The sequence below is a fragment of the Brevibacillus sp. HB1.3 genome, from assembly GCF_013186635.1.
Lineage (GTDB): Bacteria > Bacillota > Bacilli > Brevibacillales > Brevibacillaceae > Brevibacillus > Brevibacillus brevis_D.
Map to the genome: position 1 here is coordinate 81,122 of NZ_JABMIT010000013.1, position 13,238 is coordinate 94,359.

Genomic DNA, 13,238 nt, shown 5'->3' on the forward strand with positions numbered 1-13,238 from the left:
CGCGATGATCACCAAACAAACCTTTCACGTAATCGGTTTTGTCTTACTGCTCTTCGCCGTTTTTTCCGGGCATTGGTTTTTCTTTCTGTTTGGGGGCTTTTTCTTTTTTCTCCCTGCTGCACAAGACTGGTGGGCCAGGTCTATGTCCAAATCGGTGTCGCTCGAATGGTCCAGTGATCAAACGCGCGTCCTGTCAGGGACACCCGTGCACATTACAGTTCGCCTGCACAATCGTTCGTGGCTGCCTTTGCCTGCTACCTGGCTTCGCTTCACACTGCCGGAACATGTCGCGGTGGAAGGTGCCGACGAGGTGCGCATCCTCAATCATCGGACGAGCGTTCGCCTGCGATTTGATCTACCGATGCGGCAAAGTGCCATACGCACCTTGACTCTCACCCCAAACAAACGAGGCACAGTCTGGCTGACGGATGTTCAGTCCGAGACATTGCCGTTATTGGGCGAGGAGCCTACCGCCATGACACTGTCGGTTTCCTTTTCCTTGCTGGTCTATCCGCTGCCTCTTGCGCTTTCTCCCGTCGTACTTGCTGAATCGGAGCCGGACGGGAATCGGCTTTCTCGTCAGCGCCAACAGGATGATGTCACTTTTCAGCGTGGTGTTCGATCGTACATGCCAGGCGACCGTTTCAAGCACATCCATTGGAAGGCAACCGCCAAAACAGGCTCGCTCGAGACGCGTCTTTTCGAGTTTACAGCCCATCCAAACTGGCGCATCGTCGGGCATATCCTGCCCTCCTATGAACCCATGATGCAAAAGTATAACGATATCACCAATGAACGGACGATCTCCTGTCTTGCGGCTTTGGCTGGCCTGTGCAGGAGAAAATCGGTCGGATACGAGCTGTACCTCACCGTGAAGCAACGAGGACGTGAGCATTTTCATTTGCCTGCGGGAAGTGGCAAGATACACCACTTGCACGTCATGACCCAGCTGGCACAAATGCACCATTTTGTGACGACGCCACTGGCACCTGTTCTTCGCCGGTTAGAGGGAGCACATGGGAAGGAAGCCATTCTCATTGTGACACCACGAATGGATTCATCCGTCCAAGCCTCTGCGGAGCGCCTTATTCAATGCGGTCATCAGGTTGCGGTGCTGGACGTTTCTTTTGACCCTGTCATCATCCAGCGCTTCCAGCATGCTCGCTTGAAAAAAAGGAGCGTGATGATGGGATGACACTCTCGTTGATAGGTCGCTGGACGCTCGCATTTTGGCTGGAGGCCATGCTGACGGGCGTTTTCCTGGTATTGTTTGGGTATATGACAGCAGGCTTTGGTCAACTGCTCATGTTTTGCCTAATCGCAGCGACCCTGCTCATGGCGGGGGGCTGGTTGTACTATGGTGGTGGCGGTCGATTTACGCTCCATCTGTTGCTGTATCCCCTTGTGTTTTTCATCGGAATGGGCAGCTTCTATCTCTACGATTCTTGGCTCATCGCGCTTGTACTCGCTGCTGTTTATTTTTGGAGAGTACAAAGCGCTGCATCGAAAGGGTATCGACACGACAGTCTGCAACGCAGATTTGTTCTGGCGCTGATGGCTGGCCTCATGCAGCTCGTGATAGCAGTACTCTACACCTCCATCGTTGATCCAGATTCCTATACACTCGCAGCCTCTTTTTCCATGCTTGTCTTCATCACTCTCAGCTATATGTTGGTGGCGATTGTGGCGTTCGTGTTGCGGGAAGGATCACTCTCTACGAGGCTACCTTCTCGCATCAGCTTGCTACTCGGCAGTCAAGTGCTCGGCACACGTTTTCTTTTAATCGCAGGCTATTTGGCTGTCAGCTCTATCGTACTTGGTCTCATCTATTGGATCTGGAGTTGGATAAAAGGGCCTGTCAGCGATGGGCTGTATACGCTCTTTGAGCCTGTGCTTATTTTCATTGTGAAATTGTTTGAACAGTTGTACGAGAAGGCGAGCCAAAAACAAGCAAACATGCAGATACTCACGGAAAATACCGGGCAAAAAGCAGATCATCCCGCGGTACAGATACAGCTCGGAGAGTCACTCTTTTCTATTTTGCAGCCATACTTAATCGTTGCCTTCATCCTCGTCTGTGTGATCCTTCTCGGCCGATATATATGGAAAAGGCGCTTCAAGGGGACGATTACGCTGGAAAAAGAAGTGGCGGCTGCACAAAACACCATATTGACCACTGTCCCTCCCTCTTCTAGTGAAGAAAGCGCAGAAAATGGCTCTGCCAAATGGTTCAAACAGCCAGTCGGCCCAGAGGATGATCCCACCCGATACGCCTACTATCAATTCCTTGTCCTCATGGAGAAGCAAGGAGTGCCAATCGAGCTGCATGAGACGCCCCAAGAGTTTTTCAATCGCCTGCGCGAACAGTCCTTGCTAGATGCAGGTCAACTGGATGCAGTCGCTCGAATTACCCGTTACTATCAGCAATATCGCTATCAGGAAAAGGTGCTTCCCGAAGCGGATTTGACAGCCATGCAGCAAGCCGTGCAGACGCTCGGCTCTCGTTTCTCTGAGACGTAATACCTCTCCTCTACACAACCACGTGCTATGCGTTTGCCGTGGTTGTTTTCTTTTTCTCTTGACATCGAGAAGCCCCTCCGGCATAATTCTTTCAATTTTGCCCGCTCCTAAAATAAATTCACCAGATGGTTAATTGAACAAGGAAGGAGGATGCTCTGTGCAAGATTTGCCTGACTGGCTGCGTAAGCATCTTCATGTCGCATACATACCCGGCTATGAGTTTTTCTTAAGTCTCCACGTGCTTGCCAAGCCTGAGCATCACACCTCCCGCTTGCATTGGGCGGAAGAGTTGCTCACTGCTTTACCTGCGCCGCTCTTGAAAAAGCTTCACTATTTTAGCTCCATGTCCAATCAGTTTCTCGATGCCATGGACTTCCTGGCGCCCTGGGAGGAGTGCTTTGAGCATTCTGTTGAGGCCGCATTGGAGCGTGTACAGGCGCTGGATGCTGGCGAGTTTGCCCAGCTCATGATTGGTCCCGTCTATCATCCCAGACAACTTCACGCTTGGATGCAAGGACGTACAGACGAGATTTTTGAAGAGCTGAAACCAGAGCATCGGGAGCTTTTGCGCCATCCGCTCTCGACCAAGCGAAGCTTTCTGGAGTTTTGCTACGACTACCTGCCTTTTTTCCAGACAGAAGAACGGCGGATTGAACCGTGGCTCGTCCGCGCCGTACATGAGGCACAAGAGCAGATCAAGCTGGATCCGATTCCGTTTTTGTCACAGGTTCACCCGCGCTTGAAGGTGCACGAGAACTTCCTGCAATTTCATAAGGCAAAAACGTACATATTTGGTTATTCGGAGCTGGCCCGTATCCATTTGCGTGTCTCTACTTTTGTCGCGCCGCATTTGTTGCTCGGCATTTACGACGACCATATCTCTGTTTGCTTATCCGTAGACGTTCCTGGCACCAGAGCCACCTCGGTGATTCCCGCTGACTTCATCAGCAAAATGAAGGTGTTCAGTGACCCGACGCGGACAGCGATTCTCAAATCATTATTGGCTCATCCTTACTGCACACAGCAGTTGGCTGACCTGCACAACATCAGTGAGCCTGCGGTCAACAAGCACTTGAATCTATTGGTAGACACAGGCTTTATCTGGAGCGAACGGCGGGGACGGTATGTGTTTTACCGCGCGATTGCATCACGGCTGGAACAGCTCGCCGTCGATCTGCATGAGTTCATCGATATGCCTGTTCCCGGACTTGTCTCTCCACCTGCTTCATCACATCCCCCAGAACGGAGGAATTAACATGTTTCATGTCGCCAAAGCTACCTTTATCCGCAATACCCGCGTAATGCTTCGTGCCTATCCGTGGTCGTTTGTCATCGGCCACATTTTTTCCGGGGTGTATACGGTCCTGTTTGCCTTCTTCGCCTACCACTATGTATTTGCCGGGCAGTTGGACGAAAATTTCGCACATCTCACTGGCTCGTCTGATTACTTGTCGTACGCTATCCTTGGCGGAGCTTTTTATGCGTTTGCCGTCTCTACCTTGATGAATGTCAGCCGCTCACTCATTACGGAGCTTCGGGAAGGGACCTTGGAGGCCGTTTTGCTCACCCCTTCCTTGCGCAGGGGGTACTTTTTGGGGAATGTCGCCCAACAGCTCATGCGTACTTTGTTTGAATTTTCGGTGATTGTGCTGGTAGGGGCGTTGTTTGGGCTCACCCTCTCTCAAACAAACGTATGGAGCGCCGTCCTAGTCTGGATTTTGTCTACAGGAGCTTTCTTTTGCCAGGCACTCGTTTTGGGCAGTCTCATGCTTTGGTTCCGCGATACGTACATCACGCAAAACACGCTGTTTGCTGTGATGGCCTTTGTCAGTGGGGTGACGTTTCCGATTCCGTATTTGCCTGAATGGGTGCAACCACTCGGTCTCATTATGCCGCTCGCGCCTGCGCTGGATGCTTTTCGGCAATGCGTGATTCAAGGAGCGCCGCTGCATGCTGTTTCCCCACAGCTGTTTCATATGGCAGCCTTGTCCCTCGTCTATCTCATTATTGGGGTGTGGGGCATACGTCGGATGGAAAAACGCGTCATGGAATCGATTTTTGGATAACGAACGAGGAGGTCAATAATCATGCTGATCGCAGAAAATGTACGGAAGGTATACCGGGTGAAGGAGAAGAAAGGCTGGTTTCGCCAGCAATGGACAGAGGTCGAGGCAGTTGCTGATCTGTCTTTTCGCATGGTACCCGGCAAAATTATTGGATTGTTAGGCATTAATGGTGCAGGAAAAACAACAACGATCAAGATGTGCTCCACACTGCTCACCCCAACCAGTGGCACGATCACGGTAGACGGATATGACGCGGTAAAAGACGATCGGTTCGTCAAAGCCAAGGTCAATATGATCGCAGGGGGCGAGCGAATGCTGTACTGGCGGCTGACAGGGCGGGAAAACCTGCAATATTTCGGAAGTCTATACAGTTTGCAAGGGCAGGAACTACGTAACCGAATCGATTCATTGCTCTTGCAGGTTGGCCTGTATGAGGCTGCCAACACCCCTGTCGAGCGTTATTCCAAAGGCATGAAGCAACGACTGCAAATTGCCCGCGGCCTGATCAATGATCCGCGTTACCTGTTCCTGGACGAACCAACTCTCGGATTGGACGCCCCCATCGCCCGGCAGCTTCGCAAGCATGTGAGTGAGCTCGCCTCTCAGCATGGAAAAGCCATTCTGTTGACCAGCCACTACATTCATGAGGTAGAAGAGCTTTGCGACGAGGTATACATCATCGATAAAGGAAGACTCGTGGCGCATGATACACCGGAGCACCTGATCAAATCGCTCCACCTGGATACAGCCTTACAGGTAGTGATCCCCTCTCTCTCCGACTCGCTCGATTACGATCTGCGCCAGCTGGCTCAAGATTACGACGGCTCGCGTGAAATCGCAGAAACAGACGAGCAGACCTGGGAAGTGACCTTACGGGGAAAAACGGATATGACAACTCCACTGCTTTCCCTCTTGGCTGCTCACCAATCTCCTGTCTTGCATCTCTCCACCCAACAGCCGTCGCTGGAGGACGTCATCCTGCACATGGCAGATCGGAGGGGGGCATGAAACAGCTGGGTAGCCTGCTTTTGGCAGAAATCATCAAGGAGCATCGCCATTCGTTTCACAGCAAAATGATCTACTTCTCGCTCTTGGTCTGGCCTGTCATTAATTTCGTCACCGCGTATTTTTCGTTTGCCCCGTTCCGTATGGGAGCGGATTCCCCTCTAGCCCGGTTCATCAGCTACGAGCAGTTGCCGTTGTTCCTGTTGACTGGCTATCTAGGCTACATCTTTTATTGGTGCCTGGTGCAGTCTTCCTGGCAAATGAGCTTTGAACGGCAAGCGGGAACCATGGAAATGATCTTCATCAGTCCGGTCAACCGACTGGCGTTTCTGTATGGGCGTTCGCTCTCCTCGCTGATCGAGGGAGTCTGGCTGTTCTTTTGCTTTGTCCTGTTAGCCTTGTTTTTTGTCGATGGCATTCAATTGAGCGGCTGGTGGGCACCTCCACTCGCCTTCCTCATTTTGCTAGTATCGGCCATCGTCTGGGGCGGCTTTCTCTGTGTGCTCTTTCTGTTTTCACGCGATTCGAGCTTTCTGTACACCGTGCTAGATGAGCCGATGCTAATCTTTTCTGGCGTCCGTCTGCCCCCGATGGCCTTTCCGGTTTGGGCCAAGGTCATTTCCTTTTGCTTTCCACTGACCTACGCGCTTCAGTTGATTCGCGAGCTGCTGATGGAGGGGGCAACATTACAAGCAATGCTGCCGAGTATGGGACTTCTCGCCGTTGTATTGTTCCTGCTGGTGACAGCGACTGTCGTGTTGTTGAAGCTGGCGGAGAAGCATATGAAAAAGACCGGGAACATGGTGATGTATTAAGTGCTGGTGAAAACCCAGCTGAAGAGGATCTTAGAGTCGTGCTTTTGCTTCAAAAGGAATGGTGATTGTAGGGTGTAATTCGGCTAGAAGTAGCTTTCTTCTCAGCGGTTTCTTACTTTTCCAGCTAATAATTTTCAATTACAAACAAACGAAACCTTTTCCAGAAATTCCCGTCTTAAAAAGTATAATGATTTATGGAATCGGTAGGGGGAATATAAATTCCCACTTTAATATCGTTTTGACGGAGGTCTGGTCTTATGAAACGAGTATTTTTATGTGTTGTTTGTATTGGGTTATTATCCGGATGCGGAGTTAGCACTCAAGGTCAAGAAATAAACCAGCAAAACACCCCGATTGTTGATTCCGAGGCGGCTCCAAAAAAACATCCAGAAGTAAGCAAAATCATCATCCAGAGAGGAAAGGAAATATTTGTATCGGACGTTTCCCCTATTTGCGATGGGCTTCTCGAAAGCTCGATGGATTTGTACACCGTTGCTTATCGGAGGGATGGCAAGCTGATAGGCACAAAAGATGAGAAGGAGCTACCTTTTTTACAAGAGAGCCAACCTTATCTCCAAGGAAGTCTAGATGAGGGAGAAAGCACACAAGACCATACGTATATTCGATTGGTCAGAGAGCCCTTTATTCCAGAAGTGGGAGTCAACGAATTTCCAAGAAAGGACATCGTGCTTTTCTTGGAACCTACCACTCCTAATGCTGCCTATGTTGGCGTTCAAAACCCGCAAAAACTAAAAGAATGGAAAATTTATCAGGTGGAGGATTATGGGGTATGGTTAAAAAAGCAAATTGATTTAGAACTCAATTTAAGTAAGGGCCTTTGAACGCTCCAGCCACCTAAATACGGTAAAAAAACAAGAAGCACCCGTCTTGAGGTGCTTCTTGTTTTTGAAAAACAGGTTAGAGACGCTTACGAACGGATTCCAGGTAGTCAATAACTTCATCGTAGTATTTGTCATGATTGGTACCGCCGTAACCTGCATCAGCAATATAACGTGCACATTTTTCTGACTTAGGATTATTTGTGCCCTTCAAGTAATCGATTAATTTGGAGTAACGCTTTCCTTGTAAGAAGTCTGCAAACGCTTCACCGTGAGTTGAACGGCCAGGAAAAGCCGCCCACCCTCTTATCCCTTCACCGATATTCCCTTCAGGGTAGGTCGAGTCTACATACATCATATTCGACCAGTTCTGGTTCTCAACTTGTGTATCATACTGAGACCAACCCGATTCCCCGCCCCACATTGCAAGGATTAATTCAACAGGCAAACCGTAGCAAGCGTCACTGGTCCTTCCTGCTACTGCTTTAAAAGCATCAATAAAAGCAAGGATTTTTTCATTCCCTCTATTATTGGGATTGACCCCAACATATGTGTCTACAATTCCGTCAATCTTCACTCTTTTTGTAGGAATAGGTTCATACTTAGCCATGCTTCATTTCCCCTTTTTGATAGTTGATCAACGACTTTTTGACCGGTCAATGTCGCTTCACCTATCTAGGAAAAAAACAGAGGCAAATAGAAACCGTTTTTTCAAAAAAGTTAAGAAGTTTCCTCCACAACAAAACAGAGGCCACCTTAGAATAGGTGACCTCCGTTTTTCCGTTATACCTGAAACCCACCAGCGCTACTATCTGATTCGTTGAAATCAACCAGAATGGTGTTTCCATTATCTAACTCCAAATCTTTGTCGATGTCATATTGATATAAGTCGCGGTATTTGTAATCCTTGCCTTTACTCCATGCCTTACATTGCCAAAAATGGCTTACTCCTGGTACTTCGTCGTCGATATGCTTCACTACATAGTAGCTGCCATAACACCCGACTTTAAAGGCATCTCCATTCATCCGCTCGTACCTTTCCATCGCGGATTTAACCCCTCCGAAGTAGTCCTTAACTGCTTCAAGCTCTGATTTGGAATCAGCTTCAAAATCAACAGCAAAATAAATAGGGGTGTTGTACGGTTGACCCACTGACTCTGCTTGCTCAATAGCACTCTCGCAAGCTTGCTTACCGCTAGCATAGGTAAATTCACCTTTGTCTCTACCACCATTTTGATACACCGCGACGATGTACAATCCGGCTTTTGATATCAATTTTGCTTCTTCCCGGGTGAGCTTCTTCCAATTCGATTCTCCGTAGTAACGGCCAATGTACGAATACCCTGCCCGTTTGATCGCTTCTAAATTGCTCTTCGTTGAATTGTTTTTTCCTGCGTAATCAATTCCTTTTGCCATGCCTGTTCTTCCTCCTTAGATTTTCGAATGGTCGACTAGTTGTCGCCTTCACCTATCTAGGAAAAAAAACAGGAAAAATAGAAACCACTTTTTTACATTATTTTTTTAGAAGCTGGAGAGCAGAAGCAATTTGTTCGACTTCCTTTTCAAATTGGCTGGAGTCATTACTTAAAGCTACATAGGTGCTATTCAATTGAAAATATAATTCTGCGACGGCTGCCTCAACATTTTCCTTATGATTCGAGAAGGAAATCCATTTTGCAGGAGTACCGTTATCGAGTTTGGTTTCTTGCTGTTGTATAACGGCACCCCCAAGTAAAACTTCTTGAGGGGATAAACTAATTTCTAATGTTTGATCACCTTGCTCATTTTCGAATCGGAGAGAAATCTGTTTTGTTTGCTCGCTACCGGAAATCTCCTGTAATGTTAAACCCTCTCTAACAAATAGCGGGACATAAATATTCTGTATACCAAATTTCTCTGCATCAGCCATTATTTTTGTTTTATTTTCTTCTGTCAATGTCAACGGTATAAAGCCCTGAGGCACTTCTTGCTTAACCATTTGTTGCTGCTGGGAAGCAGGCTCCTGTGATAGTTGACTTGGCTGTGAACATCCTGCAACTAAACCCACGAAACAAACAATCGGAATCATCAAGTTGTTTTTCACATGTAATCCCTCCCTCTAACTTCATGACAGTCTCGAGTATAAAGAAAAATAGTATTTTTTTCAATTTATGGTTTCTTTTTGTACTGGTTATTTTCCTATGTATATGAGGGTCGAGAAATTTCAGGGGAATGTAAGACTGTTTCAATTGAAAGTACAAATACATTATGGCAGGTGATTTTAGTGGAAGATGAAATGCTGAAAGAGCGTTGTAGAAGAATCCTTAAGCGGATTGCTTGGAGAATGCAATACGCTGCTAAAACTCGATTTAATCGGGAAACCGTTATCATTGAGGAGGTATTTGGCGATAACTTAATAGATTCCATAGACTCGAGCATATACGTGCAGGAGCTACTCATGCAAATTCCCGAAAAACCCCGATTCATCATTAAGAGTATTGTGATAGACAGACTTACGGAAGAAGAGGTGGCCAAGCAGCTAAATATGACTCGACAAGGGGTACACAAATGCAAAAAGAAATACTTGAATGTATTGGCGCACAAAATCAGTCATTCTCCATCATTTTGAGACGTGCGCAGTCCGGTGATACGCAACCATTACCCAGTATCCTCGATTTTCTCTTTCTATTTACGGAGCATCTCGCTTCTTTTATCAAGCTCCCACGTGAAGAAAGCATAAATAAATGAAAACAGCCATGCTGGAGGTCAATCCGTCATGGCAAGATGCAAGCATGATATCAACAGAACTTTTGAATGTCTGAGTTGCCGGATTTCCGACGAACCAACGACCAGCTTATCGACTCAACGCTATGAGCGCTTTCCTTACTCCACCGTCAACAGCTTCTCCACAAATCCCCCAATTTCCCGTTCCCGATCAACAAAATGAACCTCCAAAATCCAATCGCGCGGGTGCCCGTTATGGTCCGGCTCTCTCATCGGCTTGTGATTGTCAGGGTGAATATAGTTGACGATATCATCCCCTTGAATTTTTTCATGCGGGAATTCGCCGATGAGATGTCCTGCGTGTGGACCGCCGTACTCCCAACCGTATGCTTTGGCGAGCTCGTACATGTAGGCAAACAGCTCGCTACTCGTAATATCCGGCTTGGACAAAAAGTAAGCCTTACCCTCGTCCCACGCTTTTTCAATATCGTCGCGCAGCTTTTGTTTTACCGGATCATTTCCAAGCACATACGTCCGACCAAGATCAGCTTCCCAGTCCTCAAAAATGGGCCCGAAATCGAGAAAGACAATATCTTCGGGAGCGACAGTCAAATTCGGTGGGTTTTCTCTGTATGGATACAGCGTGTTTCTGCCTGCTCGCACAATCCGCTTATGCCAATATTTTTTGATCCCGAACAATTGAAAGGCCAGCTCGTAAATCTCCTTGTTGATCTCTTTTTCCGTCACACCGCTGCGAATGATGCCCTTTTCTTCGATGGTGGTAAATAAAAACTCAGCTTTGGTCTCTGCTTCCCGCAGTGCCTGATGTCTCTTCTCCAGTAATGGATTCATCGTTTAATAGCCTCCTTTTCCGTTTACGGAAGAGCTAACTCATACCTCTCGCCCAACTCTCGCAATTTTGCGATAATAGATTGCTCCACATGATCATCCATGGCGATTTTTTCATTCGCTAATGCAAGCAGCGGTTCATACTCGCCAATCAATACGGAATGATGCGCTTTTTCAAACAGCGGCAAATCATTCATGTCATTGCCAAAGCAGATGAACGGCTCCCCTGCCACATCGAACCGATTCAGGGCAGCCCATTTGTTCACTCCCCGATAAGTAAGGTCGAGAATGCCTTCTGCGGAATGGTAATGCAGCGTAACGTCGAGTTCCTTGATTCTCGCCACCAATTCTTCGTACCGGTCACACGATAAAATCAGGATTTTTAGCACGGCATTCAGTTGATCCACGTCCACGCGGCTGGCTGTCCGATTGGGATCGATATAGCTCAAAAAAGGATGTGCCGACACACAATTATGTGCGTAATTCCACGAGTCATCGATGAAATACTGCGCACGATAATCATCGAGAATGCTGATGATCTCATGTGCCAAACGATCAGGGATTGGCATGCTGCCCTGCAAGCTCCCTCGGTAATGTGTCATTGCTCCATTCGCGCCAATGAGGAGATGGTTGGCAAACCGCTCATCGAGGACAGGCAGTATGTCACGGCACGGTCTTGCGGAGGCGAATCCTACAGTATGTCCCGCCTGTTCGAGTGCAAGCAGGCTATCCAAAATGTTCGTTGAAATCGGCTGACCTTTGAAGCAGATCGTCCCGTCCAGATCAAAAATAAATTTCATTTTTCCCACCCTTTCTAATTGCTGTCCTGTCCATCGTAATGGATAGCCGTTCGTGGCCAAAGGGACAGATCGTTCAAGATGAGTGGGACAGAAACTGATCTGTTACTCGAACCAGGCGCTTGCCAACAAGCGAATGCCCTCCTGAATATCGTCGGGAGTCAATGCTCCGTACCCTAGCAATACCGTCGGCTGCTCCCTTGTATCATGGAGCCAGTATCGGGCAGTTCCGTAGACTTTTACGCCTTTTTGATAGGCACATTCCATGAGTTCCGCTTCCGTACACTGACTTTTTACGGTCAAAAATACATGCAGCCCCGTATCCTTCCCTTCTATTTCCACACATCCGTCCATGTAACGAGCGACTGCTTGAAGAAACACCTCTCGCTTTTCCACGTAGTTTTTTCGCATGTGCTGCAAGTGTCTATGCCAATAGCCATCGGACAAATACGCCGCTAGCGTCAACTGGTCCAAGCGGGAGACAGGCTGATCGTATTCAGGCACGCGCTGGTGAAAACGCGATAACAGCTCGTAGGGAAGGACGACGTAGCTGACGTTTACGAGCGGCAGCAATGCTTTGGAGAGCCGCCCAATGTAAACAACCTTTTGGGGAGACAGACTCTGGATCGAAGGGATGTAGCTCTCTTGATATTTGAACTCCCATTCGTAGTCATCCTCCACCAAATAAGAATGCGATAAGGATTGCGCCCACAGAGTCAATTGGTTTCTTTTCTCCAGAGGCATCGTCATTTTGTTGATGAATTGCTGGGAAGGACTCACGTACATGACGCTTGCCCCGCTTTGCCTCAGCTCCTCGATCGATACACCATCTGCGTCCAAGGAAATGCCGTGTACCCGGTAGCCACCGTTGAGAAACGTATTTCTCGCACCATCATAGCCCGGATTTTCTACGCCAATCACATGCTTCTCTCTGTCAAGGAGCTGTACGACAATCGACACCAGCTGTTGCGGGGTGGCTCCAATAATGATCTGCTCCGGCGTGGCGAGGACTCCTCTTGTTTCATGCAGCAATTTCGAGAGTTCTTTTCGCAAGACGTACTCCCCCTGAGCCAGCCCCTCCACCATATACGTGCGCTGATGGTTGGAAATGAGCTTGTTGCGCAGCTTATTCCACGGATGAAAAGGGAATGTTCCCAACTCGATGTTGCCATAGCGAAAGTCATAGCGAATCGGCGGTATACGAGAGTCTTCTCGTTCTGTTCCATGCTGCCTGGAAGGAAGTCCTGCCTTGTACGTCACCTGATATCCTTTTTTCGGAATGCTAGTGACGTACCCTTCCGATACCAGTAGCTGATAAGCAACTTCCACCGTGTTTTTGCTGACAGCAAGCGATTGCGCACAGCTTCTGATCGAGGGGAGAAACTCTTCATACGCAATTTCGTTACGCAATATTTCGTCTTTGATAAAGTGATAGATTTGGATGAACAATGACTCTCCCTCTGTAAAACGAATGGCCGAAAGCTCTCGCACCGGACAGGAACCCCCTTCCTTTTTTGTTTTAGTCTACTACATATAATATTAAGCCTGAATGAACAAAAAATCAGCTAGCCGCCAGATTGCTTGCTGTATATGCCGACACGATCCCCATGGAAATGAAGCCCAGCAACCCAAAAAAGGCTCTCC

General features: G+C 48.1%; 14 protein-coding genes. 8 read left to right on the forward strand and 6 right to left on the reverse strand.

Annotated elements, in window-relative coordinates; genetic code table 11:
* Nucleotides 1-4: 4 nt before the first annotated feature.
* The 7 genes from HPY31_RS24360 (at nucleotide 5) to HPY31_RS24390 (ending at nucleotide 7,248) form a co-directional block, all read left to right on the forward strand.
* Nucleotides 5-1,195, forward strand: a complete 1,191-nt coding sequence (locus HPY31_RS24360; RefSeq protein ID WP_172142792.1) for a DUF58 domain-containing protein — start codon at nucleotides 5-7, stop codon at nucleotides 1,193-1,195.
* Nucleotides 1,192-2,520 carry a DUF4129 domain-containing protein gene (locus tag HPY31_RS24365; protein ID WP_172142793.1) on the forward strand — a complete coding sequence of 443 codons (1,329 nt, stop codon included), beginning with the start codon at nucleotides 1,192-1,194 and terminating at the stop codon, nucleotides 2,518-2,520. The genes HPY31_RS24360 and HPY31_RS24365 overlap by 4 nt, the downstream gene beginning before the upstream one ends.
* Nucleotides 2,521-2,677: 157 nt before the next feature.
* Nucleotides 2,678-3,775: an ArsR/SmtB family transcription factor gene (locus tag HPY31_RS24370; protein ID WP_172142794.1), complete on the forward strand. Its 1,098-nt coding sequence runs from the start codon at nucleotides 2,678-2,680 to the stop codon at nucleotides 3,773-3,775.
* A 1-nt stretch (nucleotide 3,776) separates the two neighbouring features.
* Nucleotides 3,777-4,586 (forward strand): ABC transporter permease, encoded by an 810-nt coding sequence (locus tag HPY31_RS24375; protein ID WP_172142795.1) that lies wholly within the window; start codon nucleotides 3,777-3,779, stop codon nucleotides 4,584-4,586.
* Nucleotides 4,587-4,607: 21 nt separating this feature from the next.
* On the forward strand, nucleotides 4,608-5,594 hold the full coding sequence (locus HPY31_RS24380; protein WP_172142796.1) for an ABC transporter ATP-binding protein: 987 nt from the start codon (nucleotides 4,608-4,610) through the stop codon (nucleotides 5,592-5,594).
* Nucleotides 5,591-6,406 (forward strand): ABC transporter permease, encoded by an 816-nt coding sequence (locus HPY31_RS24385; protein ID WP_172142797.1) that lies wholly within the window; start codon nucleotides 5,591-5,593, stop codon nucleotides 6,404-6,406. Before HPY31_RS24380 ends, HPY31_RS24385 begins: the two co-directional genes overlap by 4 nt.
* Nucleotides 6,407-6,663: 257 nt before the next feature.
* The gene (locus HPY31_RS24390; protein WP_172142798.1) at nucleotides 6,664-7,248 is read left to right on the forward strand and encodes a hypothetical protein; all 585 of its coding nucleotides are present in this window, start codon (nucleotides 6,664-6,666) and stop codon (nucleotides 7,246-7,248) included.
* Nucleotides 7,249-7,324: 76 nt separating this feature from the next.
* Here HPY31_RS24390 and HPY31_RS24395 read toward each other — a convergent pair whose 3' ends face one another.
* The 3 genes from HPY31_RS24395 to HPY31_RS24405 all read right to left on the reverse strand — a co-directional run bounded on the left by HPY31_RS24395 (nucleotide 7,325) and on the right by HPY31_RS24405 (nucleotide 9,328).
* Complete coding sequence (locus HPY31_RS24395) at nucleotides 7,325-7,855, reverse strand: glucosaminidase domain-containing protein (RefSeq protein WP_172142799.1); 531 nt, start codon at nucleotides 7,853-7,855, stop codon at nucleotides 7,325-7,327.
* Between the two features lie 173 nt (nucleotides 7,856-8,028).
* Nucleotides 8,029-8,661: a DUF1906 domain-containing protein gene (locus tag HPY31_RS24400; protein WP_172142800.1), complete on the reverse strand. Its 633-nt coding sequence runs from the start codon at nucleotides 8,659-8,661 to the stop codon at nucleotides 8,029-8,031.
* A gap of 97 nt (nucleotides 8,662-8,758) precedes the next feature.
* The gene (locus HPY31_RS24405; protein ID WP_172142801.1) at nucleotides 8,759-9,328 is read right to left on the reverse strand and encodes a hypothetical protein; all 570 of its coding nucleotides are present in this window, start codon (nucleotides 9,326-9,328) and stop codon (nucleotides 8,759-8,761) included.
* 78 nt (nucleotides 9,329-9,406) lie between these two features.
* On the opposite strand from HPY31_RS24405, the gene HPY31_RS24410 reads away from it, so the two are divergent.
* Entirely contained in the window at nucleotides 9,407-9,853 is a 447-nt protein-coding gene (locus HPY31_RS24410; protein ID WP_253901927.1) for an RNA polymerase sigma factor, read from the forward strand.
* A 254-nt stretch (nucleotides 9,854-10,107) separates the two neighbouring features.
* On the opposite strand, the gene HPY31_RS24415 is transcribed toward HPY31_RS24410, so the two are convergent.
* The 3 genes from HPY31_RS24415 to pdxR form a co-directional block, all read right to left on the reverse strand.
* Nucleotides 10,108-10,800, reverse strand: coding sequence for a M24 family metallopeptidase (locus HPY31_RS24415; protein WP_172142802.1), 693 nt, complete (start codon nucleotides 10,798-10,800; stop codon nucleotides 10,108-10,110).
* 23 nt (nucleotides 10,801-10,823) lie between these two features.
* Nucleotides 10,824-11,597, reverse strand: coding sequence for an HAD-IIB family hydrolase (locus HPY31_RS24420; protein ID WP_172142803.1), 774 nt, complete (start codon nucleotides 11,595-11,597; stop codon nucleotides 10,824-10,826).
* A 102-nt stretch (nucleotides 11,598-11,699) separates the two neighbouring features.
* Nucleotides 11,700-13,085, reverse strand: coding sequence for a MocR-like pyridoxine biosynthesis transcription factor PdxR (pdxR, locus tag HPY31_RS24425; protein ID WP_172142804.1), 1,386 nt, complete (start codon nucleotides 13,083-13,085; stop codon nucleotides 11,700-11,702).
* Nucleotides 13,086-13,238: the final 153 nt, after the last annotated feature.

Coding starts and splice junctions, on each gene's coding strand:
- HPY31_RS24395 (WP_172142799.1), bottom strand. CDS start 7,855: ATGGCTAAGTATGAACCTATTCCTACAAAAAGAGTGAAGATTGACGGA.
- HPY31_RS24420 (WP_172142803.1), bottom strand. CDS start 11,597: ATGAAATTTATTTTTGATCTGGACGGGACGATCTGCTTCAAAGGTCAG.
- HPY31_RS24365 (WP_172142793.1), top strand. CDS start 1,192: ATGACACTCTCGTTGATAGGTCGCTGGACGCTCGCATTTTGGCTGGAG.
- HPY31_RS24390 (WP_172142798.1), top strand. CDS start 6,664: ATGAAACGAGTATTTTTATGTGTTGTTTGTATTGGGTTATTATCCGGA.
- HPY31_RS24385 (WP_172142797.1), top strand. CDS start 5,591: ATGAAACAGCTGGGTAGCCTGCTTTTGGCAGAAATCATCAAGGAGCAT.
- HPY31_RS24375 (WP_172142795.1), top strand. CDS start 3,777: ATGTTTCATGTCGCCAAAGCTACCTTTATCCGCAATACCCGCGTAATG.
- HPY31_RS24400 (WP_172142800.1), bottom strand. CDS start 8,661: ATGGCAAAAGGAATTGATTACGCAGGAAAAAACAATTCAACGAAGAGC.
- HPY31_RS24415 (WP_172142802.1), bottom strand. CDS start 10,800: ATGAATCCATTACTGGAGAAGAGACATCAGGCACTGCGGGAAGCAGAG.
- HPY31_RS24380 (WP_172142796.1), top strand. CDS start 4,608: ATGCTGATCGCAGAAAATGTACGGAAGGTATACCGGGTGAAGGAGAAG.
- HPY31_RS24360 (WP_172142792.1), top strand. CDS start 5: ATGATCACCAAACAAACCTTTCACGTAATCGGTTTTGTCTTACTGCTC.